The sequence below is a fragment of the Longimicrobium sp. genome (assembly GCF_036388275.1).
In the GTDB taxonomy this organism is placed as follows: Bacteria; Gemmatimonadota; Gemmatimonadetes; order Longimicrobiales; family Longimicrobiaceae; genus Longimicrobium.
Genome location: NZ_DASVSF010000085.1, coordinates 1 through 23,562, shown reverse-complemented (window position 1 = coordinate 23,562; position 23,562 = coordinate 1). Strand labels below are relative to the sequence as shown.

Annotated in this window: 20 protein-coding genes; 17 read left to right on the top strand and 3 right to left on the bottom strand. The window is 72.5% G+C overall.

All coding sequences use genetic code 11. The features are described from left to right. The 5 genes from uvrA to VF632_RS17575 form a co-directional block, all read left to right on the top strand. Positions 1-2,292: excinuclease ABC subunit UvrA (gene uvrA / locus VF632_RS17595; RefSeq protein ID WP_331024239.1), on the top strand; the 2,292-nt coding region annotated here is incomplete at its 5' end. Positions 2,293-2,582: 290 nt separating this feature from the next. Continuing rightward, the gene (locus VF632_RS17590; protein ID WP_331024238.1) at positions 2,583-3,611 is read left to right on the top strand and encodes a hypothetical protein; all 1,029 of its coding nucleotides are present in this window, start codon (positions 2,583-2,585) and stop codon (positions 3,609-3,611) included. 54 nt (positions 3,612-3,665) lie between these two features. Further along, positions 3,666-4,316, top strand: coding sequence for a hypothetical protein (locus VF632_RS17585; protein WP_331024237.1), 651 nt, complete (start codon positions 3,666-3,668; stop codon positions 4,314-4,316). A gap of 254 nt (positions 4,317-4,570) precedes the next feature. Further along, on the top strand, positions 4,571-5,230 hold the full coding sequence (locus tag VF632_RS17580; protein WP_331024236.1) for a carboxypeptidase regulatory-like domain-containing protein: 660 nt from the start codon (positions 4,571-4,573) through the stop codon (positions 5,228-5,230). Then, positions 5,227-8,187, top strand: a complete 2,961-nt coding sequence (locus VF632_RS17575) for an adenylate/guanylate cyclase domain-containing protein (protein ID WP_331024235.1) — start codon at positions 5,227-5,229, stop codon at positions 8,185-8,187. Before VF632_RS17580 ends, VF632_RS17575 begins: the two co-directional genes overlap by 4 nt. A 65-nt stretch (positions 8,188-8,252) precedes the next feature. Here VF632_RS17575 and VF632_RS17570 read toward each other — a convergent pair whose 3' ends face one another. Then, positions 8,253-8,870 carry a polysaccharide biosynthesis/export family protein gene (locus VF632_RS17570; protein ID WP_331024234.1) on the bottom strand — a complete coding sequence of 206 codons (618 nt, stop codon included), beginning with the start codon at positions 8,868-8,870 and terminating at the stop codon, positions 8,253-8,255. A gap of 280 nt (positions 8,871-9,150) precedes the next feature. Here VF632_RS17570 and VF632_RS17565 point away from each other — a divergent pair, with 280 nt between their 5' ends. From VF632_RS17565 to VF632_RS17515, 11 genes are all read left to right on the top strand, one after another. Then, complete coding sequence (locus VF632_RS17565) at positions 9,151-10,380, top strand: hypothetical protein (RefSeq protein WP_331024233.1); 1,230 nt, start codon at positions 9,151-9,153, stop codon at positions 10,378-10,380. A gap of 11 nt (positions 10,381-10,391) precedes the next feature. Continuing rightward, entirely contained in the window at positions 10,392-11,051 is a 660-nt protein-coding gene (locus tag VF632_RS17560) for a hypothetical protein (RefSeq protein ID WP_331024232.1), read from the top strand. After that, positions 11,051-11,344 carry a PqqD family protein gene (locus VF632_RS17555; protein ID WP_331024240.1) on the top strand — a complete coding sequence of 98 codons (294 nt, stop codon included), beginning with the start codon at positions 11,051-11,053 and terminating at the stop codon, positions 11,342-11,344. Before VF632_RS17560 ends, VF632_RS17555 begins: the two co-directional genes overlap by 1 nt. Positions 11,345-11,369: 25 nt before the next feature. Next, positions 11,370-13,199, top strand: coding sequence for an asparagine synthetase B family protein (locus VF632_RS17550; protein ID WP_331024231.1), 1,830 nt, complete (start codon positions 11,370-11,372; stop codon positions 13,197-13,199). A gap of 90 nt (positions 13,200-13,289) precedes the next feature. Then, positions 13,290-13,433, top strand: coding sequence for a hypothetical protein (locus VF632_RS17545; protein ID WP_331024230.1), 144 nt, complete (start codon positions 13,290-13,292; stop codon positions 13,431-13,433). 23 nt (positions 13,434-13,456) lie between these two features. Continuing rightward, a complete protein-coding gene (locus VF632_RS17540; protein ID WP_331024229.1) occupies positions 13,457-14,428 on the top strand; it encodes a hypothetical protein in 972 nt (323 codons plus the stop codon). Beyond that, positions 14,421-15,566, top strand: a complete 1,146-nt coding sequence (locus tag VF632_RS17535) for a 50S ribosomal protein L11 methyltransferase (RefSeq protein ID WP_331024228.1) — start codon at positions 14,421-14,423, stop codon at positions 15,564-15,566. The genes VF632_RS17540 and VF632_RS17535 overlap by 8 nt, the downstream gene beginning before the upstream one ends. Continuing rightward, positions 15,563-16,747, top strand: a complete 1,185-nt coding sequence (locus tag VF632_RS17530; RefSeq protein ID WP_331024227.1) for a nucleotidyltransferase family protein — start codon at positions 15,563-15,565, stop codon at positions 16,745-16,747. Before VF632_RS17535 ends, VF632_RS17530 begins: the two co-directional genes overlap by 4 nt. Next, positions 16,744-18,558 carry an ABC transporter ATP-binding protein gene (locus VF632_RS17525; protein WP_331024226.1) on the top strand — a complete coding sequence of 605 codons (1,815 nt, stop codon included), beginning with the start codon at positions 16,744-16,746 and terminating at the stop codon, positions 18,556-18,558. Before VF632_RS17530 ends, VF632_RS17525 begins: the two co-directional genes overlap by 4 nt. Positions 18,559-18,670: 112 nt before the next feature. Beyond that, positions 18,671-20,134, top strand: coding sequence for an aldehyde dehydrogenase family protein (locus VF632_RS17520; RefSeq protein ID WP_331024225.1), 1,464 nt, complete (start codon positions 18,671-18,673; stop codon positions 20,132-20,134). Further along, positions 20,134-20,643 (top strand): GNAT family N-acetyltransferase, encoded by a 510-nt coding sequence (locus tag VF632_RS17515; protein ID WP_331024224.1) that lies wholly within the window; start codon positions 20,134-20,136, stop codon positions 20,641-20,643. The genes VF632_RS17520 and VF632_RS17515 overlap by 1 nt, the downstream gene beginning before the upstream one ends. Before the next feature lie 160 nt (positions 20,644-20,803). Here VF632_RS17515 and VF632_RS17510 read toward each other — a convergent pair whose 3' ends face one another. Next, the gene (locus tag VF632_RS17510; protein ID WP_331024223.1) at positions 20,804-21,055 is read right to left on the bottom strand and encodes a hypothetical protein; all 252 of its coding nucleotides are present in this window, start codon (positions 21,053-21,055) and stop codon (positions 20,804-20,806) included. A 134-nt stretch (positions 21,056-21,189) separates the two neighbouring features. On the opposite strand from VF632_RS17510, the gene VF632_RS17505 reads away from it, so the two are divergent. Continuing rightward, entirely contained in the window at positions 21,190-21,780 is a 591-nt protein-coding gene (locus tag VF632_RS17505) for a nucleotidyltransferase domain-containing protein (protein WP_331024222.1), read from the top strand. A gap of 15 nt (positions 21,781-21,795) precedes the next feature. Here the strand turns inward: VF632_RS17505 and VF632_RS17500 are convergent, their stop codons facing one another. Next, positions 21,796-22,584 carry a 3'(2'),5'-bisphosphate nucleotidase CysQ gene (locus VF632_RS17500; protein ID WP_331024221.1) on the bottom strand — a complete coding sequence of 263 codons (789 nt, stop codon included), beginning with the start codon at positions 22,582-22,584 and terminating at the stop codon, positions 21,796-21,798. Positions 22,585-23,562 lie beyond the last annotated feature (978 nt).

Here is a 23,562-nt window from a genome sequence, read left to right as displayed (position 1 = left end):
GAGGGACAGGCCACCAAGAGCGCACGGGGTGTCTCGACTTCGCTCGACACGAACGGTTCCACTCTGGGCGGCGCGATGAAGGGTGCGGGCATCCCCGCCAACCGCATCGTGTTCTCGGAGAAGTTCGCGTGTCCCGTGTCGGGCTTCACCATCGCCGAGATCGAGCCGCGCCTGTTCAGCTTCAACGCGCCGCAGGGTGCGTGTCCCGCCTGCGACGGGTTGGGCGAAAAGCTGATCTTCGACGAGGATCTGGTGGTCCCCAACCACAGCCTCAGCATCAAGAAGGGCGCGGTCGTGCCCTGGGCCAAGTCAAACCCGCCATCACCCTATTACATGCAGGTGCTGGGCAGCCTCGCGCGCGAGTTCGGCTTCAGCCTGGAGACGCCGTGGGAGGAACTGCCGGGCGAGGTGAAGCTGATCGTGCTGCACGGCACCGGCGGCAAGCCCGTCACGCTCACCTTCATCGACGGCCGCAAGAGCTATGACGTGAAGAAGCCGTTCGAGGGCGTGATCGGCAATCTCAACCGCCGCCTGCTCTCGACCGAAAGCGCGTGGATGCGCGAGGAGCTGTCGAAATACCAATCCGCCGCGGCCTGCGAAGTCTGCCGCGGCGCCCGCCTCAAGCCCGAGGCACTGGCAGTGAAGATCGCGGGCGAGGACATCAGCCACGCGACGCATCTGTCGGTGGTCGACGCGCTCGCCTGGTTCGAGGCGATGCCCGCGACGCTCAACACGCAACAGACCGCGATCGCCGAGCGCATCCTGAAGGAAATCCTGGAACGGCTCGGCTTCCTCAACAATGTCGGGCTCGACTACCTCAACCTCGACCGCACGTCCGGCACGCTGTCGGGCGGCGAGAGCCAGCGCATCCGCCTCGCCTCGCAGATCGGCTCGGGCCTGTCCGGCGTCCTCTACGTGCTCGACGAGCCCTCCATCGGGCTGCACCAGCGCGACAACGACATGCTGCTCAAGACGCTGCGGCGGCTGCGCGACCTCGGCAACACCGTGCTGGTGGTGGAGCATGACGAGGATGCCATCCGCGCCGCCGACCACCTGGTGGATATCGGCCCGGCGGCAGGCAATGGCGGCGGCCGGGTGGTGGCGCAGGGCACGCCGGAGCAGGTCGCGGCATCGGCCGAGTCGCTCACCGGCCGCTACCTGTCGCACGTGCTGCGCATCGCCGTCCCGGAGCGCCACCCGCCCCCGGAGCCGGACGACTGGCTGCGCATCTTCAATGCCCGCGGCAACAACCTGAAGGGCGTCAACCTCGAGGTGCCGATCGGCCTCATGACCTGCGTGACCGGCGTGTCCGGCTCGGGCAAGTCGACGCTCGTCAACGACACGCTCTACGCCGCCGTCGCCAAGCGCCTCTACAACAGCCATGCCGAGCCGGAGGCGCACGACGCGATCGAGGGCATCGAGGCGTTCGACAAGGTGATCGCCGTCGACCAGTCGCCGATCGGCCGCACGCCGCGCTCGAACCCGGCCACCTATACCGGCCTGTTCACGCCCATCCGCGAGCTGTTCGCCGAGGTGCCGGCGGCGCGCGAGCGCGGCTACGGCCCCGGCCGCTTCAGCTTCAACGTCGCCGGCGGCCGCTGCGAGGCGTGCCAGGGCGACGGCGTGCTCAAGGTCGAGATGCACTTCCTGCCCGACGTCTACGTGCCCTGCGACGTCTGCGGCGGCAGCCGCTACAACCGGGAGACGCTGGAAGTCCACTACAAGGGCAGGAACATCGCCGAGGTGCTGCACATGACGGTGGACGCGGCCTTCCATTTCTTCCAGGCCGTGCCGATGATCGCGCGCAAGCTGCAGACGCTGCTCGACGTCGGCCTCGGCTACATCCGGCTGGGCCAGAGCGCGACCACGCTGTCGGGCGGCGAGGCACAGCGGGTCAAGCTCTCGCAGGAACTGTCCAAGCGCGACACCGGCCGCACGCTCTACATCCTGGACGAGCCGACCACGGGCCTGCACTTTCACGACATCGCCCTGCTGCTGAAGGTGATCCACGCGCTGCGCGACCACGGCAACACGGTGGTGGTGATCGAGCACAACCTGGACGTCATCAAGACGGCCGACTGGATCATCGACCTGGGGCCGGAGGGCGGGCCCAAGGGCGGCGATGTGGTGGCTGCCGGCACGCCGGAAGAGGTGGCGATGAACCCGCGCTCGCACACCGGGCGCTTCCTGCGGGCCATCCTGCCCGGCGTGGCGCCCGCCGTCACCCCCGCCGCCCCGGCGCAGCCCGCCGGCAAGAAGCGCGGCCGGCCACGAAAAGCCGAAACGGCCTGACGAGTGCAGTCCCGAGGCGCGGCCCAAATGGTCCGCGCCTTCTTTCATTCCTGCCTGCCGGACCACGATCCTTGACCGCCGCGACTGCCGCTCGTATCGTTGCACATTGCATTTCAGGACGAAAGCAACGATCGCCAATGCCGCCATCCAATCCCTACCCGGCATCGCGCCTGGGATGCCTCATCCTTACATCGGCGCTCGCGTCCTTCTCAGCGTCGTGTGCCCGGGCACAGGGTGAATCGGACGGATCGTTCCCCGGCCTGGAGAAGCGGCGGGCGGCCGCATGGCCCGTGTCGGAGGTGGCGCGGGTCGAGTCCGACACGCTGTTTTCGGCCATAACGGGCATCGACGTGGACTCACGCGGGCGCGTGTACGTCGCGGACTGGTTCGCGGCTCGCGTCACGGTGCTGGATGCGGAGGGGCGCATCCTGCGCACGCTGGGGCGGAAAGGCCTGGGGCCCGGCGAGTTCCGCGGCATCCGCGGTGTGCAGGTCCTTTCCGGCGACAGCGTGCTGGTGTACGATCCCGGCGCCGCGCGGCTGAGTGTGTTTCCACCGGACGCGGAGAAGCCGTCGTACACGGTGAACCTGGGCGCGGCGCTGGGCGGGCCCAAGCCGTTCACCCTTCGCCGGGCAGCGGCCGACGGTGCCTACGTCGCCCTGATCCGGCCGCAGTTCACCCCCGATGCAGCCACGCCACGCCGCGACGAGATCCGCGTGCTGAACGCGGACGGCACACCCCGCGGCGCGGCCTTGCGAAACTTCCCCTCTCAATCCTTTCTGCGCGTAAACCAGCGCGGCGGGGGCTATTCGGTCATGCCCAACCCATTCGGCCGGCAGGCGTTCGTCGCGGCCGGCGCGGACGACCGCATCCACGTCGTCTGGAGCGATTCGCTTGCGGTGGAGACCGTGGACGTTGCCGGGCGCCGTGTTGGCGGTTTCTCCATTCGACATTCTCCCCCGAGGGTAACGGAGGTGGACGTGTCGGATGCCGTGCGGCAGCTGCCCCCGCGAATGGCGGCCATCTTCCGGCCGGTGCTGGCGGACTCGGTGCCTGAACGCTGGCCCGCGGTCCGCGGCCTGGTGGCCGACGACCAGGGCCGGCTCTGGCTGGGCCTGTTCGCCAGCAGTGCCGAACCAGCCGAATGGGCCGCGTTCGATGCGGGCGGCCATTATGAAGGCTCGGTCTTTCTTCCCTCGGACGTCGAGGTGATGGCAGTCCGCGGTGGAAAGCTGTATGGCGTGGCGCCTACAGAGGCCGGGGCGCCGCAGGTGGTCGTGTTGCGTTTGGCCGCTCAGTCCGCCGGCGGGGGCGATTGAGCGTAGCGGCCGCCAGGCCGCAGATCCCGCAAACTTCTGAAGGAGGTTCTCCTGATGCGCGCATTCAGATGTTTTCGTACCGCCGCGGCGCTGGCCGCCGTGCTCGCCGCCGTGCCGGCAAGCGGCCAGCATGTAGACCCCCTGCGCATTTTCGACTTGGCGCTGCAGCTTCCCAACCAGGTGATGGAGGCGAGCGTCCACGAAGGCCAGCCGCTCAAGCTCACGCTGGACGGAACGGATGAATTCGAGCTCATCCCCGTGATGGCGGACGCCGGCCGGGAGGTGACGGTCGCCGTCTACCGCGCCAAGGCGAACGAGCCCGCCACCCGGCGGCTCGTCGAGCGCCTGGCTCTCACGGTCGGAACGCCGGCGGGACTCCGCAGCCACACGGGAATTCGCGTGAATGTCGAGCGCATCCGCCGGGCCAGCGCCCCGGCGCCCGCGCGGCAGGTGGCATTCGTACCCGCGCGCGGCCTGGCCAGGTCCCTTTTGCAGGACAACTATTGCTGTGTCTGCTGCGGCGGCATCTGCGCGTGCGGCTGCGGCGTCGTAATGGACTGTGGTTCGTGCTGCACGGGCCCCTGCTGCCTGACGCAAGTTACGCAAGCCAGCTACGAGCGGTACCTGGGTGTCGGGCGCGCCTGTGAAACGCAGTTCATCGCAACGCCTCGCCGGGCTGCCACCCTCCGCACGGCCAGCCGGTAACACGCTCGAGCTCCGGCACGACCCTGCGCATCTTCAGGGATGCAGGGGCTTCACGCGGAGACGCGGAGGAACTGATGAGCCGCGGAGGTCTTTCCTCCGCGGCTCTCGCGTTTTCTCCACGATGGCTCAACGCGCCATCGGGAACGGGTAGATGGGGCTGGCCGGTTCAGCCGTGCGCCCCGCTGGTTCGGGCGCGTTGGGCGGCTTATGTTGCGGTTCCCTTCGTTCGTCCGCCGCGCCGCTCTCCCCCTCCAATGCCCCACCGCTTCCGCGCCGCCCGCGCCCTGCTGATCCCCGCCCTCCTCGCCGCCCTTCCCGGCGCCGCCGCCACGCAGTCCGGCGGCACCATCGAGGGGCAGGTGGAGCTGTCGCCGCGCGCCGCGCGGCGGGTGGCGTCCAGTTATCCGGGCGCGGCGGGCGGAACCCACGTCGTGGGATCGGTGCCGCCGGTGGCCTTTCTGGTGGGGCGGATCGCGGGTGCGGCACCGGCCTCGCCGCAGCGGGCCCGCCTGGCGCAGCAGGACACCAGCTTTCGCCCCGCGCTGCTCGTGGTGCCCACGGGCGGCCGGGTGGACTTTCCGAACGGCGACCCCTTCTTCCACAACGTCTTTTCGTACTCTCCCGTCAAGCGGTTCGACCTGGGCCGCTACCCGCGCGGCGAGTCGCGGACGGTGACCTTCGACCGGCCCGGCGTGGCGAAGGTGTACTGCGAAATCCACCAGTGGATGCGGGCGGCGGTGGTCGTGGTCGAGAACCCGTTCCACGCGGTGGTGGGCGCGGACGGCCGGTTCCGCATCGCCGGCGTTCCCGCCGGGCGCTACCGGCTGACGGTGTGGGACGTGGACCGCGGCGAGCGGACGGTGGACGTGGTGGTTCCCGCCTCGGGTACGGCCCGCGTCCGGCTGCGGCTGTGAGGCGCCTGGCGGCGTGGGCCGCGCTGCCGCGCACCAGCTTTCGCGCGCGGCTGCTCCTTGCGCTCGTCGGCTCCGTGGGGCTGCTGCTGGCCGCCGCCCTGCTGGTGGTGCGGGTGCAGACGCGCCGCCAGGTGGCCGTGATGGTGGACCGCGCCGTTCAGAGGACCGATGCCGCGTATCGCGAGATGGAGGAGGCGCGCCTGCGCCAGCTGCGGGGGTACACGGCGCGGTTCGCGGGGAGCAACCGCCTTCCCGCGGCGCTGGAGGAGGCCGTGCTGAGCCCCGGCGCGGCCGAGTTCCTGGGCGAAACGGTGCTGTACGAGCTGCAGCTGGCCGGCATCCCGAACGCCCTCGCCGCGTTCGGAGAGCGGGACGGGCGCCCCGTCGCGGCGGTGCTGGAAGGCGCGCCCCTGCCGGACGCCAGGGCGGCGCTTCCCGCGTCTGCGGCATCGGCCGCGGCGGGCCCGGCGGAGGGCGTGGCCTCGCACCACCGCGTGGGCGGGCGGCTGTACACGGTGCAGACGGTGCCGCTGGCGTTGTTCGGGGAGCCGGTGGGGACGCTGACGCTGGGCATTCCGCTGGACGACGCGGCGGCGGCGCAGCTGGGGCGCAGCGTGGGGGCGGAGGTCTGCTTCCTGGCGGACGGACGGTGTGTCGCGTCCACCCCGGGCGTGCGGCGCGGCGGGCTGGACCGCCGGATGCGCGATGCGGCCAGGGCGGGGGCGCGCCGCCGGACCCGGTGGGACGGGGCGCGGATGGCGCTCGTGCCGGCGCGGCTTGCGTCGGGCGGCGGGGCACAGGAGGTGACGCGCATCGTCGCCATTCCGCTGGAAGACGTGCTCCGCCCCTTCGACCAGCTGGAGCGCGCGCAGGCCGCGGCGGGCGTCGTCTCCCTGCTCGTGGCGCTGGCGCTGGGCACGGTGCTGTCGCGCTCGTTCGCGCGCCCGGTGCGCGCGCTGGTGGCGGCGACGCGCAAGGTGGCCGAGGGCGACCTGGAGACGCGCGTGGCGGTGGCCGGCCGCGACGAGCTGGGCACGCTGGCGGCGGCGTTCAACGAGATGACGCACGGGCTGATGCTCAAGGAGCGCTACCGCGGCGTGCTCGACAAGGTGGTTTCGCGCGAGGTGGCCGACGAGCTGCTGAAGGGCGAGATCCGCCTGGGCGGCGAAACGCGCGACGTCACCTCGCTGTTCGCGGACGTGCGCGGGTTCACGACGCTGACGGAGGGGATGGACCCCGAGCGCGTGATCGGCCTGCTGAACGAGCTGGTGGGGCGGATGGGCGGGGCGGTGGAGGCGGAGGGCGGCGTGGTCGACAAGTTCCTGGGCGATGGGCTGATGGCCATCTTCGGCGCGCCGGGCGTGCAGCCGGGGCACGCCCTGCGCGCCGTGCGCGCCGCCGTGCGGATGCGGGACGCCGTCGCCGGGGTCAACGCCGAGCGAGCGGCGCGGGGGGAGGCGAGCGTGGAGGTGGGAATCGGGATCAACAGCGGCCCGGCGGTGGCGGGGAACATGGGCTCGCCGGGGCGGCTGAACTACACGGTGCTGGGCGAGTCGGTGAACCTGGCCTCGCGCCTCTGCTCTTCGGCGCAGGGGGCGGAGATCCTGGTTTCGCGCGCCACGTGGGAGCGCGTGGACGCTGACGTGGACGCCGTCCCCGGCGGAATGCGCAGCATCAAGGGCCTTTCCGCGCCGGTGGAGGTGTTCCGGGTCCGGGGCCTGCGTGCGGCCGGGCGCATCCCCGTGCCGGGGCTGGCCGTGCTGGCGCTCGCGCTGCTGGCGTGCGCCCCCGCCGCCGCCCAGCCCCTGCCGACGCTGGCCGACCTGGGGGCCACGTGGACGTCGCCGGGGGGCACGGTGCAGGTGACGCCGCGCGGGCGCCTGGAATTGGAGGCGAACCTGCCCGGCGAGGCGCATGCCTGGCAGGTGCCGGGAACGGAGCCCGTGTTCCAGCCGCGCGCCGCGCTCTTCCTGGACGCGTTCGCGGGGTCGCGGTGGTACGCGGGGTTCGCCGCGCACGCGGACCGCGCGCGGCCGCTGCGTGGGCAGGACGTGAGCGTGCGGATCGAGCAGGCGTTCCTGCGCTGGAGCCCGTTCGGCGGCGACGGCCTGTTCGTGCAGGCGGGGCAGTTCGTCTCGCCCTTCGGCAGCTATCCGGCCCGCCACCACACCCCCGCCGATCCCTTCATCCGCCCGCCCCTGCCGTACGACTACCGGACGATCCTCAGCGCCGCGCGCGTTCCCGGCGGCGCCGCCGGGTTCCTCCGGTGGAAGGACGAGCCCGCGGTGCACCGTCCCGAGGGCGCGCCGCCGGTGTGGGCCGCGCCCTACCCCACCGGCGCGATGGCGGGCGGGCGCGCCGGGCGCCTCGACGGCCGCGTCGCGGTGCTGACCAGCGCCCCCTCGTCCGAGCCGCGGCGCTGGCGGTTCCGCGCGAGCGACGCGGCGCCGTCCGTGGCCGCATCGGCGGGCGTTCAAGTGACGCCCGGCGCGCGGATCGGCGCGTCGTTCAGCCGCGGCCCCTACCTGGAGCCGTCGCCGGTGCAGCCGGCGGCGGACACCATCGACGCCAGCGAGTTCCACCAGCAGATGTGGGCGGTGGATGCGTCGTTCACGCGCGGGTGGGTGGAAGCGCGCGCGGAGGTGATCCTGGACCGCTGGGAGGTGCCGAACGTGGGGGCGGACCCGCGCGACGTCTCGTGGACGGCGGAGGCGAAGGTGAAGCTCTCGCCCGCGGTGTTCGTGGCGGGGCGCTACGGGGCGATGCGTTTCAACCGGATCGGGGCGGTGGGCGAGCAGGTGCGGTGGGACTACGACGTGGATCGCGCGGAGGTGGCCGCGGGGCTGCGGCTGGGGCGCAACACCGAGGTCCGCGCCGAGTACCTTCGCCTTCGCACCGACGCGCCGCCGGCCGGCGGCGACGATGCGTTCGCGCTCCGATGGACCTGGGTGTTCTAGGCTGAAGGGACGCGAGCCTCGGCGCGCGTCGCTTCTTCGTCGTCCCAGGATCGGAGAGGACTCGCCTAGCTCTGCCGCACGAGGAGGATGGCCCCGACCACCGACGCCAGTGCGCCGACCACGCTCGCCACGATGGAAATCGTTTCGCGCAGGGCGTTCGTGCGGCGCGGAATGCGGATCTGGTCGCCCGAGCGCACCCGCATCGCCGCCACCTCCGGGGTGGGCCGCAGCAGGTCCAGCTGGATTTCGCGCCCGTCGCGGAACAGGACGGCCCGGTCGAGCCGCGCGTTCTCGGTGCCCCCGCCCGCCGTGGCCACCGCCTGCAGCAGCGTGGTTTCGGGCGACAGGTTGTACAGATTGGGAAGCCGCACCTCGCCGCCCACCCCCACCCGGTGAAGGAAGTCGAACACGAACTGCGGCTGGTTCTCGTACCGGCCCAGGGCGGCGCGCAGCAGCTCCTGGATCTGCGGACGCGAGACGCCCACCACCCGCACCCCCGTCAGCAGGGGGTGCAGGAGGGTTCCGTCCGGGGCCACGGTGTACTCGCCAGTGAACTCCGGCGCGCGCCACACGGCCAGGCGAACGACGTCGCCCGGGCGCACGGAAACGGAGTCGCCCGCCTGCGCGGCGGCGGGCGCGGCGAACGGCAGCGCGAGCAGGAGCAGGAGAATCGTTCGGCGCATGGCAGGGGGTGCGTAGGGGTGGATGAAACGGCGCTCGACGCGTCGGCAGGGGCGCGGCGCGTAGGCGGCGTCCCCTGTACCCGCCATCCCGGGCGAATCGCATGCCGCTCGGCGCGGGAGGCAGGCACCCCGGGCGCACGGATCGTCCAGCCGTAAGCCTTGTGCCCACACCCATTCACGGCGATATTGGACGATCAAGTCGCGAAGCCACGCCGGTTTGCCCTCCCCCGGCCCGCGATCCGTTTACGCACGGCCCTCACGACCAAGCACCCGCCCGCCCATGCGCATCAGCACGCGTACGATCCTGCTGCTGGCCGCCGCCCTGGTGGCCTGGCCCGCCAGTGTCCAGGCGTCGCCGCTTACGCCGAGCCCGGTGCGGGAGTGCACGTGCGCCGCCCCACGCCCCTCGCCGGGGTCATGGACGGGGCGCGACCGCTATGCGCAGGTGGATACGCCCCCCGCCCGGCCCGGTGCGCCGGACCCCTGCACGCCTCCGCCGGTACGCTCGGCGCCCGCCGGAGAGACGCCCCCCACTGGCGGGCGGCCGGCAGACCCCTGCACGGGCCGCCCGGCACCCGGGTCCGGCCAGCCTCCGGCCGGCGGAGCGCCTACGCAGCAGCCGGGGGCCCCGGAAGCGGGGTCGTCCCCCGGCACCGAAACGGGCGTGATGGTCCCCACGGGGCCACCGACGGACGTCACCTCTCCCGCGCTGCCGGCGCCCTCCGGCGAAGCCGCCCCGCCCGTCCGCGCCACCGCGCCCGACCCCGCGCGGGCGGAGCACAACCGCGGCCTGCTGGGGCTGCAGGCCCTGGCCCTTCGCGACGTGGTTCGGCCGGGACCCGCCGGCAGCATCTCGGTGCCCACCGGCTTCGGGGTGGAGTGGGGCGAGATCTTCGTCGGCGCCGCCTACCAGGCGCGCACCCGCTACACCACCGATCCCGACGCCGGGCTGGTGATCGGCACGGGGATCGGCAGCCGGCACCTGCTGGCGCTGGAGGCGGCCGTCACCTCGTACTCCACCGTGCGCGGCGGCGGTCCGGGCGAAACGGGCGGCCTGAGCTTCAAGCTGCACCGTTCGCTCTCGAGCGACGCCGGCATCGCCGCGGGGTACGAGAACGTGGTGACCTGGGGCGGCAGCGACGCAGATCCCACGCTGTTCGCGGTGGCGAGCAAGGTCGTGCGGCGCACGCGCCGGGCCGGCGCCTGGCTGGACGCGGGCGTGCTCACGCTGGGCCTGGGCAACGGCCGCTTCCGCAGCGAAGAGGCCGACCTGGACAGCATCCAGACCCTGAACGTCTTCGGCGCCGTGGGCATTCGCGTCACGGAGCTCGTTTCCGTGGCCGCCGACTGGACGGGCCAGGACGTGAACGCCGGGTTCTCCATCACGCCCTTCCGGCGCTTTCCGCTCGTGATCACCCCCGCCTTCGCCGACATCCTGGGCACCGCCGGCGACGGCGCGCGCTTCATCTTGTCCGTGGGCTACGGCGTGGGCTTCCGCTCCCTCTTCTGATGCAGGGACACATGATGCGAATCGCACTTCTCGCGGCCGCCGCGGCGCTGCTGGCCGCCGTTCCGGCCGCCGCCCAGCGCGGCCGCTCGGACATGACGGGTCCCGGCCTGGCCGGCAGCGGCGTGGCCGGCGTGGGGTACCACGGCGCCGCCTTCCGCGACATCGAGAACGCCCTCTTCCGCCGCGCCGAGGGCCGGGTGGTGTTCCGCAGCCCGGCCATCGCCTGCCGGGTGATCGCTCGTGCCGCGAGGGAAGCCGTGGAGCTGCGCGACGGCAGCCTGCGCCCCCCGCGCCGCTGGGAGAACGCCGCGCCCTTCCAGCCCCAGGCCCAGGCCGACGTGGCCGCGCTGCTGACGGAAGAGGGCACCGCCACGCCCGCCGCCCGCCGCGTGCTGGCCGCGCTGCGCGGCGGCATGCCGGGCGAGCCGGGCGACGAGCCCGAGCAGCTGGTGGCGGCGCTCGCCGGGCTCTTCCGCGAGGGCGACGGCGTCTGCCCGGCGCGGGACCGCTGGGTGGCGGGCGAGCGCTGGGCCGCGGCGCTGCAGGCGTACGAGTACTTCGTGCGCGAGGCGCCCGACGCGTCGCTGGACCCCATCTCCCCGGAGCTGGCCATCATCGGCGTGGTCCTGCGCGACCTGGTGGACGCCGCCCTGGCCGCGTCGCGCGCGTGATGGAGGCCGCTCCGCGCCTCGATCCGTCGTCGCGCGTGGTGGCGGCGCGCGACCAGGTGTCGGCCGACCTGGACGGCGACGCGGTGATCCTGAACCTGGCGGACGGCGTGTACTACGGGCTGGACCCGGTGGGCGCCCACGTCTGGGCGCTGATGGCCGAGCCGCGCACGGTGGCCGAGCTTCGCGACGCCGTGGTCGCCGAGTTCGAGGTAGACGCCCCCACCGCCGAGCACGACCTGCTGGAGCTGCTCCGCGACATGGCCGCGCGCGGCCTGGTGGAAGTCGGCGGCTGATCCCCCGCCCCGCTCCGCGCGGACGATGAGCGGCATCGCGGGCTTCGTTTCGGCCGGCGGCGCGCCCGCGGATCCGGCTCGCCTGGCGCGGATGGCGGCGTCGCTGGCCTTTCGCGCCCCCGACGGCACGCGCACCTGGTCCGATGGACGCTGCGCCCTGGCGCACGGCCTTCTCCTCACCGGCGACGAATCCCCTCCCCCGCCGCAGCCCTTTTCCGCCGACGAACTGGTCCACGTGTGCGCCGACGCGCGCATCGACGGGCGCGAGGAGCTGGCCCGCGCGCTGCAAGCCGGCGGCATCGCGGCGGCCCCGGAGGACCCCGCCGCGCTGCTGATCCACCACGCCTACCGCCTGTGGGGCGACGAGTGCGCGGCGTACCTCCTGGGCGACTTCGCCTTCGCGATCTGGGACGCGCCGCGCGGCCGGCTGTTCTGCGCGCGCGACCACTTCGGCGTCAAGCCGTTCTTCCATGCGCGGACGGACGGCGCCTTTCTCTTTTCGAACACGCTCGACTGCCTCGCCGCCGACCCAGCGGTGCCGTCCGGGCTGGACGAGGGGTGGATCGGCGACTTCCTGGTGCAGGGCGACACCCAGGACGTGGCCGCCACGGTCCACGCCGCCATCCGCCAGCTTCCGCCGGCCCACACGCTGGTGGTGGAGGGCGGCGCGGTGAGCATCCGCCGCTACTGGTCGCTTCCCGTGGACGACGAGACGCGCTACCGCCGCCCGGGCGAATACATCGACCACTTCGTCCACCTGCTGCGCGAGGCCGTCCGCGACCGCCTGCCCCGGGACGCGGCGGGCATCTTCCTGAGCGGCGGACGCGACTCCACCTCCCTGGCCGCGCTGGCGAGGGAAACGATCGCGCGGGGCGAGCGGGCGACGGAGCTGCGGGGCTACACCGCGTACTACGAGCGGCTGATGCCGGACCGCGAGCGAGAGTTCACGGAACTCGCGGCGGACGCGCTCTCCATCCCCACCGAGTACACCCCGGTGGACCCGTACCAGGCCTTCGAACGATGGGAGACGCCGGCGTTCCGGCGGCCGCAGCCCACCGCCTCGGCGCTGATGGCCATCGAGGTGGACCAGATGTCCAGCGCGGCCCGGCACGCCCGGGTTCTGCTGACGGGACAGGGCGGCGACGCCGTGCTGCGCGAAACGCGGTCGCGGCTGACGAAGCTGGCGGCCAGCGGGCGGCTGCTCCGCGCGGCGCGCGAGGCCGCGGAGTACGCCTGGCTGCACGGGCGGGTGCCCCGCCCCGGCGTGCGCACCTGGCTGCACGAGCGGCGTGGGGGGCGGGTGTGGAGGGCGGAGGTGCCCCGCTGGGTGGACGCCGGTTTCGCGCGGCGCACGGGGCTGCACGAGCGGGTCGCGGCTTGGAACGCCGGGCCGGACGTCGTCCACCCGCTGCGCCCCGAAGCGTACGAGCAGCTGGTGGCGCCGCTGTGGCCGGGCATGTTCCTGAGCTACGATCCGGGATTCACCTGCACCCCGGTGGAGGTGCGCCACCCCTACTTCGACGTGCGAATCGTACGCTTCCTGTTGTCCATACCGCCCTCACAGTGGTATAATGATAAGGGCTTGCTGCGCATAGGGATGCGCGGGCGGCTTCCCGAGCGGCTGCTGCGCCGTCCCAAGTCGCCCCTGGCGGACGATCCGTTGCGCGTCCGGTGGATTGAACAGGGCGATGCATGGCTGGGCGGGCGAAGGGTGACGGAGGCCGTGGCACCCTGGTTGGACGTCGGCCGGGTGCCCGCCGCGGCGGGCGGACGCTCGCCGGACCCGCCGGAACAGTTGTGGCAGGAAATTCGCCCTCTGGCACTTTCATTGTGGCTTTCGGCCCAACGAGGGTAATCCACGGCTTTCCAGTCGCACCAGCAACAAGAACGATCCGGGGAACACCGCCCAGCTCATGACCTGGGCCCTCGAACCAAAAGGAGCACCATGCCAGATTCGCCTCCCAACGCGCCTCGGCGTCCGTACCGCCGCCCCGCGCTGACCGTGTTCGGCGACATGCGCGAGCTTACGCTGGCCAGCATCTCGAATAACATGAACGACCCGGGCCAGTCGTCGCAGACGATGACCTGACGGGCGGCGGTACGCGCGCGCCGTTGCGGTTTCGCCTGTACGGGCTGCACGTCGACACCGACCGCCCGCTCCCCGGCCTTCATCCAGAGCCATCTTCCGACGCCCCCGCCGACCTCTCCATGTGGCTGGGGCGCGTTCCCGCGCACGCCTTTTCCGCCGCACCCGAAGAGCCCTGGTACGTGTCGCCGCGCGAATCGGGCGACGACGGCCCCTCGCTCGTCGTGCACCGCACCTTGGACGGTGGCGCGTACCGCCTGCGCTACGCGGACGGCATCGAGTTCAGGATCGACGCGCAGGGCACGCGCGTGGCCTGCACCTGGCCCCCCGGGCAGACGCTGGAAGACGCGGCCACCTACCTGATGGGCTCCATCTGCGGCCTGGTGCTGCGGCTGCGCGGCATTCCATCGCTCCACGCCAGCGCCGTGGCCTTCGCCGGCGGTGCCGCCGCGGTGTGCGGGCCGCCGCAGTCGGGAAAGTCCACCACCGCCGCCGCCTTCGCGGGCCGCGGCCGCGCGCTGCTCTCCGACGACGTGGTTCCGCTGCTGGACCGGGACGACGGCGTGCACGTGCAGCCCGCCTATCCCCACCTGCGCCTGTGGCCCGACGTGCTCCCCGCCCTGTACGGCGAGGGCGCCGACCTGCCACCCCTTTCGCCCAATTGGGAGAAGCGCTACCTGGCCCTGGACGACGCCTTCCACGCCGCGCCCCTTCCCCTCCGTGCCGTGTACGTGCTGACCGGGCGCGAAACCCAGAACGCGCCCCGGTTCGCCCCGGTTTCCACGATGGATGGCTTGCTGGAGCTGGTGGCGAACGCCTACATGGGCTGGTTTCCCGACGCCGAGGCGCAGGCCCGCGAACTGACGGTGCTCGCCAAGGTGGCCCGCTCGGTTCCCGTCATCCGCGTGACCCCGCACGCCGACCCCCTGCGCGCGGGCGAGCTGGCCGCGCGCATCGAGGCCGACTTCATCGCGCGAACGGAGCCGGCCGGTGGCTGACTACAGCCTGCTGGGCTACGGCGACATGATGGCCGACCGGGTGCGGATGGATGCCTACGCCGCCGTGCTGGAGCAGGCCGTGCGCCCCGGCTCGGTGGTGCTGGACATCGGCACGGGGGCCGGGATGATGGCCCTGCTGGCCTGCCGCCTGGGGGCGCGAAAGGTGTACGCGATCGAGCCGGCGGACGTGGTGCACACCGCGCGCGAGATCGCCCGGGCCAACGGCCTGGGCGACCGCATCGAGTTCATCCAGGGCCTGTCCACGCGCCTGTCCCTTCCCGAGCGCGCCGACGTGGTCGTTTCGGACCTGCGGGGAGCCCTTCCCCTCTTCGGCCAGCACATCCCCTCCATCGTGGACGCGCGCGTGCGGCTGATGGCGGAGGGCGGCGTGCTGATCCCCCGGCGCGACACCCTGCGCGGGGCCTTGGTGGCGGCGGACGAGCGCCACGGCAAGATCGTGGGGCCGTGGGACGAGGCGGCGCGCGGCTTCGACTTCGCCATCGCCCGCCGCGCCGCGGTCAACTCGTGGGTCCGGGCGAAGGTCCGCCCCGAGCACCTGCTGTCGGACGCCGCCACCTGGGCGGTGCTCGACTATCCCACGATCACCGATCCCAACGTCCGCGGGCCGCTGGAATGGCGGGCGTCGAGCGCGGGAGCGGCGCACGGGTTCGCAATGTGGTTCGATGCCGAGGTGGCGGAAAACATCGGCTACACCAGCGGACCGCACGGGCCCGAGACCGTCTACAGCACCGCGTTCTTTCCGTGGCCCCGCGCCGTGCAGCTGGCGGAGGGTGACGGGGTGGCGGTGGAGCTGCAGGCGCGGCTGGTGGGCGACGAGTACGTCTGGCTGTGGGATACGCGCATCCAGTCCGCCACGGAGGGCACGGTCGAGTTTCGCCAGTCCACCTTCTTCGCCGAGCCGCTTTCGCCCGCGCGGCTGCGGGCGCGCTCGCACACCCATCGGCCGCGGCTGGGGGAGGATGGGCGGATCGACCGGTTGGTGCTGGAGCGGATGGAGGGCGCCGCCACCCTGGAAGAAATCGCCCGCGAGCTGGCGGCCGCCTTTCCCGCCCGGTTCGGCAGCTGGGAAGAAGCGCTGACGCACGCCGGACGGCTCGCGGAGAAGTACGGCGCGTGACGGCGACCCAGCCCCCGCCCGGCCGGGTGGACGCCGCGCCCGAGGCCGCCCTGGTGCTGCTCGCTGCTCGCGCCGCGGTGGACGCCTCCGCCGCGGACGGGGTGGCGAACGTCGTCGTCCGCGGGGTGGACTGGGACGCCGCGCTGGCGCTGGCTGAAAAGAACCGGCTGACGCCGCTGCTCCACCGCCTGCTCGCCGGGCGGGCCGAGGTGCCGGAGACGGTACGCGCCACCCTGCGCGCGGCCTATGCGGCCAACGCGGGGGAGGCGCTCCGGTTGTCGGGCGAGCTGCGGCGGCTGGTTTCGGCGCTGGAGCGCGCGGGGGTGGCGGCGCTGGCGTACAAGGGCCCGGCGCTGGCGGTTCGCGCCTACGGCGAGGTGGCGCTGCGCACCTACTCGGACCTGGACCTGCTGGTGGCGCCCGGCGACGTGCCGCGGGCCTCGCGCGCGCTGGCGGAGCGTGGCTACGCCGCCGCGTACTCGTTTTCGCCCGCGCAGGAGCGGCTGTTCCTGTCGGTGGACGGGGACGTGCCCTTTCACCATCCCCACACGGGGACGCTGGTGGAGCTTCACTCGCGGGTGTCGTCCGCGCGCTTCTGCATCCGCCTGCCCACGACGGAGCTGATGGCCCGCGCTCGGCCCGTGCCCATCGGCGGGGGGACGGTGCCGACGCTCGCGGACGACGACCTGTTCCTGGCCCTGTGCGCCCACGGGGCCAAGCACCGCTGGGCGCGGCTGGAGTGGCTGGCCTCCGCCTCGGCGCTGGCGGTGCGCACGGGGCTGGACCTGCGGGCCCTCGTCCACCGGGCGGGCGAGGCCGGCGGACGAAGGACGGTGTTGCTGGCCCTTCACCTGGCCGGGACCACGCTGGGCCTTCCCCTTCCGCCACCGCTCACCGAAGCCGCCGCTGCGGACCCTGAGGTCCCTTCCCTGGCGGACGAGGCGCGGTCGCTGTGGTTCGCGCCCGCCGAGGCGGAGGAAAGCACCGCCGCCAACCTGCGCTTCAACTATCGCCTCTGCGATGGACGTGCGGACCGGGCGCGGTATGCGGCGCGCTGGCTGTTCACCCCCACGCCCGAGGACTGGTCGTGGCTGCGCCTGCCCACTCCGCTGGCGCCGGCCTATCGCGCACTGCGGCCCCTGCGGCTGGCGCTGCGCTATGCGCCGGGGAGGGGGCGGTGAGCGGAAGCGCCACGGTGCGCTTCTGCCGCCACCTCGCGCGCGACATGCCCGGCCCGGCCGCCACCGCCGTGGTGCTGGCGCTGGTGGTCGCGGCGGGCGAAGCGGCATCCGTGCTGATCCTGGCGCGGCTGCTGGCCCTGGCGGGCGTGGCGGTGGACGGCGGCCCCGCCGGGGCCCTGGCCCGGGCGGTGGATCGCCTGCTCGGCGCCGTCGGCGTATCGGCGGAGCTGGGCCCGGTGCTGCTGCTGTTCGTGGGCGTCACGCTCGTGCAGGCGCTCGCCCGCCGGGCGGACAGCCTGGTGGCGCACAGGATGGAGCTGCAGAGCGCCCTGCGCCTGCGCACGCGGCTGTTCGACGCGGTCGCGGGGGCGCGCTGGCTGCCCCTGGCCCGCCTGCGCGGCACCGACCTGCTGACCGCGCTCACCGGCGAGGCCGACCGGGTGGGTGCGGGGGCGGGGCACGCGGCCACGCTCCTGGCGCACGTGCTGATGGCCCTGGCGTACCTGGGCTTCGCCCTGCGCGTCTCTGCCCCCATCACCGCCGTCGCCTTCGCCTGTGGGGCGGTGCTCCTGCTGCTGCTGTCCCGGTTCCGCCGGACCGTCCGCGCCGCGGGCGAAGCGCTCTCCACCGCCTCGGCAGACCTGACGGCGGCGGCCGGCGAGCACCTGGGCGCGCTGAAGGTGGTGAAGAGCTACGGGGCCGAAGACCGCAACGCCGCCCTGTTCGCCGGCACCGCGCGCCGCGCCGCCGACGCGCGCGAGCAGGCGTGGCGCGCCTTTGCCGACAGCAGCGCCGCGTTCAGCGTGGGCGCGGTGGTGCTGCTGGCCGTGGTGACGTACCTGGCGCTTTCGGTGCTGCGGGTGTCCGGCGCCACCGTGCTGCTGCTGGTGTTCCTCTTTTCCAGGCTGGTCCCCCGGCTGTCGTACCTGCAGGGGCTTCACCAGATGATGTCGCGCGAGCTGCCCGCGTGGGAGCGGCTGACGGCGATGGCCGAGGCGCTGGAGGCGGAGCGCGAAGACCTGGAGCCGGCGCACGAGCGGGTGGAGGTGGCCCACTCCATCCGCATCGAGGACGTGTCGTTCGGCTACGAGGCGGCACGGGGCGATGCGTTGTCGAACGTGGAGCTGCAGATCGAGGCGCGCCGGACGACGGCCGTGGTGGGCCCCTCCGGCTCGGGGAAGACCACCCTGGCCGACCTGGTGATGGGGCTGGTACGGCCGCGCGCCGGGCGCATTCTGGTGGACGGCAGGCTGCTGGACGAATCGTGGCTGCGCGCGTGGCGCGAAGGGATCGGCTACGTGGCGCAGGACACGGTGCTGTTCAACGACACGGTGCTCGCCAACCTGCGCTGGGCCCGCCCCGAGGCCAGCGACGACGAAGTTCGCGAGGCGCTGCGATTGTCCGTGGCGGACGGGTTCGTCGCCGCGCTGCCGGACGGGCTCCACACGGCGGTCGGCGACCGGGGCGTGCGGCTGTCCGGCGGCGAGCGGCAGCGGCTGGCGCTCGCCCGCGCGCTCCTCCGCCGCCCCGCCCTGCTGATCCTGGACGAGGCGACCAGCGCGCTGGACGCCGAGAACGAGCGCCGTATCCGCGAGGCCATCCGCGGGCTGCACGGGCGGATGACCATCCTGATGATCACCCATCGACTGCCCAGCGTGCGCGACGCCGACGTGATCCACGTGATGGAGGCCGGACGGCTGGTGGAATCCGGCTCGTTCGCCACGCTGATGGCGCGCCCCGAGGGCCGGTTCCGGCGGCTGTGGGCCAGCCAGAGCGGCGAACTCGATCCCGCCGATCCGCTGGCCTCCTGACTTTCCACCGCTATGTTGTCGCACGGCGCCCGGGCGGCGACGGGAAGCTGATGCCAGGCGCTCTCTGCGTCTCGGCGCCTCTGCGTGAGGCCATCCCTTCTGAAGGCTCGGCGTGCCGCAACTCCTCAATCCGCAGACCGAAGCCGCCGACGACCAGGCGCAGATCGCCCGGGCGCGGCGGCTGTTCCAGGTGCAGCGCGAAAGCCGCTGGCGCGTGGCGCAGGGGACGGCGCGCGAGCGGATCGCGAAGCTGCGCGGACTGCGCGCGTCCATCATCCGCCACCGCCAGGCGCTGTACGACGCCGTCCGGGCCGACTTCCGCAAGAACGCCGCGGAGTTCGAGATCACCGAGGTGCAGCTGGTGCTGGCCGAGATCGCCCACGCCACCCGCCACCTGAAGCGGTGGATGAAGCCGCGCCGCGTGCCCACTCCCGCCCTGCTGGCCGGCGGCCGCAGCCGCGTGCGCCATGAGCCGCGCGTCCAGGTGCTGATCCTGGCGCCGTGGAACTACCCCTTCCAGCTGCTGTTCAGCCCGCTCGTGGCCGCGGTCGCCGCCGGCAACGTCTGTATCCTGCGCCCATCGGAGAAGGTGCCTCACACCGCGGCCGCCATGGCGCGCATCATCGCGGACGCCTTTCCCGAGGACGAAGTGGCGATGGTGATGGGCGGGATCGAAACCGCGGACGCGCTGATCTCGCTGCCCTTCGACCACTTCTTCTTTACGGGATCCACCGCAGTCGGGCGCAAGGTGATGCGCGCCGCGGCGGAGCACCTTGCGACGGTGACCCTGGAGCTGGGCGGAAAGTCACCGGCCATCGTCGATCGCTCGGCGGATCTGCCCGTCGCCGCCGAGCGCATCGTCTGGGGGAAGTTCGTCAACGCGGGGCAGACGTGCGTCGCGCCCGACTACGTGCTCGTTCACCGGGACGACGCGCAGCCCTTCATCGCCGCCGCGCGAGCCGCCATCGCGCGCTTCTACGGCGCGACGGACGAGGCGCGGCGGGCTAGCGAGTGCTTCGCGCGGGTGATCGACCGCCCGGCGTTCGAGCGCATCGTGGACGTGCTGGACCAGACGGTGGCGGGTGGGGCACAGATCGAGGCGGGCGGGCAGCGTGACGAGTCGGAGCGATACGTCGCCCCGACGCTCCTTTCCGGCGTGCAGTGGGACGCCCCGGTGATGCGGGGCGAGATCTTCGGACCCGTGCTCCCCATCGTGGAGTACGCGTCGCTGGACGAGGCGCTGGCCAGCGTCGGCGCGGAGGGCAAGCCGCTGGCGCTGTACGTGTTCAGCCGCGACCGGCGCGCCACCGAACGCGTGCTGCGCGGCACCACGGCGGGCGGAACCATCGTCAATCACGTGCTCTGCCACCTGGCCAACCCCGACCTTCCCTTCGGCGGCGTGGGCGAGAGCGGCCAGGGCAGCTACCACGGGTTCGCGGGCTTCCACGCCTTTTCGCACGAGCGCGCCGTGCTGTCGATGGGCCGCGTGGGGCTCGGCCCACTCTATTATCCGCCGTACGGCCCGCGGATGAGGCGCATCGCCAACCTGGTGTCGCGCTGGATGGAGCGCCGCTGATGCCGGCCGCCGTCCGCATCCGCCCGGCGGACGAGGCCGACGTTCCGCTGATCCTGCGCTTCATCCGCGAGCTGGCGGACTACGAGCGGCTGCTGCACGAGGTGGTGGCGACGGAGGAGCGGCTGCGGCGCACCCTGTTCGGCCCGTGGCCCGGCGCGGAGGTGGTGATCGCGGAGGACGGTGGCGAGCCGGTGGGCTTCGCACTCTTCTTCCACAACTACTCCACCTTTCTCGCGCAGCCGGGGCTGTACCTGGAAGACCTGTACGTGCGCCCCGAGGCGCGCGGGCGGGGGATCGGGCGGGCGTTGCTGGCGCACCTGGCCCGGCTGGCGCGCGAGCGCGAGTGCGGCCGGCTGGAGTGGTGGGTGCTGGATTGGAACGAGGCGGCGATCCGCTTCTACCACTCGCTCGGCGCACGCCCGATGGACGAGTGGACGGTCTTCCGCCTCACCGGCGACGGCCTCGCGCGCCTGGCGGACGAGAGCCGGGACAGCGGCGAAATCAACTGAACGTCAGCGGCCCGCGCCCGACGATCGGGCGCGGGCCGCGGCTCTTGCCGATTCCTCCACCAGGCCCGCATGCGGTTGACCCGATGGGCCAGCTTGGCCGGCGAAAGCAGAAGATCGACGAGGTCGAACGCGGTTTCGATGGCCTCGAGAATCTCCAGCATCAGCGTGGCGGGCTGGGCCACAGGAACAGCGCCACGGGGCTCACCACCAGGCCGATGCCCGCGAGGAAGAGCAGCGTGGCGTGCGAAGGCTCGGTGCCCGCGCACGCCTTGCCCATCGCCATGACTCCAAGGGCAACGAGCCCCGCCGAAACCCACACTCGCCATGGGATGCTCGTGAGGATGTCCCCGACCACCAATCCCACCACTTCGGACACCAACCACACCACCCCTTCTCCCACGATCTCGAGCATCGTCTTTGCGCAGGCGTCCGACTTTGTAAGCGACTTCCTGACCATCCTACGAATCGCCGAGTGCGGCGGTTTCGCGAGGCGGCACTGGTACGCAACCCTTGATTGCCCTATATTATGGGGCAGATGAGGTGCGTATGGATAAGCTTTCGGGATTGCTGGGCTCCGAAGCGCGCGCGCGGATCGTGGTGCATTTCGTGGTGCACCCCGACTCGCGCCTGCACGCGCGAGCATTGGCCCGACACGTGGGGATCGTGGGAAAGCGATCGCTGCAGATCGAGGTGGATCGGCTGGTGGAGCTCGGATTCCTGCGCCGGGAAGCGGAGGGGCGGCACACTATCATTTCCCGGAATCAGCAGCACCCGCAATGGATTGCGCTGACCTCGCTCGTGCAGGCGTACGCGCCGGCGCTGGTGTTGCGGGACGCGCTCGCCTCGGTACCAGGGGTGGAGGCGGCGTTCATCGTCGGATCGTTCGCGCGGCGCGACGAGCGCCCGGATAGCGACATCGACCTGCTGATCTACGGCAATGCGCTCCCCGATCGTGAACTCGGGAAAGCCCTTCTGGATGCGGCACTGGTCCTGGACCGCCCGGTAGATGTCAAGCGCTACGACAGCGACTCGTTCCGTCGCGACATCGGCCCCGGAACCAGCTTTCTGCCCAACGCCCTCGCCGGCCCCAAGCTCTGGCTGGCCGGCTCGCTGGATGACCTGCCGTCCACCACCTGACGCCGAACGGTTCGTTCAGAGCGGCTGGGATGCGATGCGGACCAGGTCTCCATGCACGCGGCCGTTGGAGGCGGCGATCCCTTTCCAGTGGGGCTCGGGCTGGTTGAAGCGCGGCTCCTGGCCGTCGATGCGCGTGACGGTGCCGCCGGCTTCGCGCACGATCACCACCGCCGCGCAGACGTCCCACTCCGACTTGGGGCCGCGCGAGACGAACGCCTCGGCGCCGCCCTCGGCCACGCGGCACATCTTGTACGCCGTGCTGCCCAGCGGCTCCACCCGCCAGTCCGCGAACGCGTCGAACTCGCCGCGCTTCATCTCCCACCGCGACGCCACGATGCGCGGACCCTCGCCCATCCCCCGCTCCGAGACGCGGATCGGCTTGCCGTCGCGGAAGGCGCCGCCTCCCTCGACCGCGTGAAACACCTCCCCCGTCACGGGGTTGTGCACTACGCCCAGCACGGCGCGATCCCCTTCGGCCAGGCCCACGCACAGGGCGAACTCGGGGCGGCCCGCCACGAACGAGTTGGTTCCGTCGATGGGGTCCACCACCCACACCCGCTCGCGCTTCAGCCGCTCCGGCGAGTCCGCCGTCTCTTCCGAGAGCCAGCCATAGCCCGGGCGCTCGCCCAGCAGAACGCGGTGAAGCGCGCGGTCGGCGGCAAGGTCGGCCTCGGTGACGGGCTGCTCGGGCGACTTGAAGGTCACCTCCTGCTCCACGCGAAAGGCGCGCATCACCGCCTCGCCCGCGGCGCGGATGGCGCGGATAGCCAGTTCGAGGTCTGCTTCCCTGGAAAAATCCTGCATCGACTCGCGATTTTCGATTGGAATGAATAGGGGGGCGGCTTCGCCGCGGGAGGCCCCTCCCCCGGCCCCTCCCCCGGCAAACTGCGCCGGGAGAGGGGAGAACTTCGGTCGGGGTTGGACTGGCCGCGGCGCATGCGTCGGGAGCCCCCTCCCCCCGGCCCCCGTCCCCCGCTGCGCAGGGGAGGGGGAGACCTGAATCGCGCTTCGGCTGGCCCGGTGCACTCGACGCCGGGCGAGGAAACGGTGCGCTTCGGAGAGGCCGGTGCATGCCCCGGGCAGCCCTCTCTCCCCGGCCCTCTCCCCCGCAAGCGGGGGAAAGGGAGAATTCGACCGCGCTATGTCTAGCCTCGCGCACTCGACCACGCGTGCAGTCCGCGAAGGCGGACTTTGGGCCGTCGTTGCCGCGACTTCAGTCGCCCCAGCGGACCGGGCCTTCCGCTCCTGCGCTGCCGTGGCACCAAGACCCGAAGTGTACCCCCTCTCCCACGCTGTTTGTGGGAGAGGGTGGCGCGCGTGTCAGCGCGGCCGGGTGAGGGCCCCACGGCAGCCGAGGTCTCGGCTTCCGTGACCGCTGCCGCGCCTCAGTTCGTTCGTGCCCCAGGCTAGATCCTCCGGCCCGCGACGAGTGTGCTGCGGGCCAGTTCGGTGCGCCTGGGCCTGAATAGAAAAAGTCCAGTTCGTCCAAATTCCTGGACGGCGCCCGCGAGCCGCTTTTTCATCCCTCAGGGTCGGCCGCAGGACGGTGAAAGACTCAGGATGACAGGCCTTTGTGAGACTCCCAACCGGTTGGGCGACGCGCCAGGCTGGCTCCCTTCCCCCGCGCAGTTTGCGGGGGATGGGCTGGGGATGGGGGGCGCCGGCGGCATGCGCCACAGCCGGCCCATCCGCCTCCGTTCTTTACTTCGGCGGTTTGCGCTCCCACTTCACCGGCCGCGTCGCGCGCGGGTGCACGTCGAGCTTGCGTGCCCAGGCGCGGAA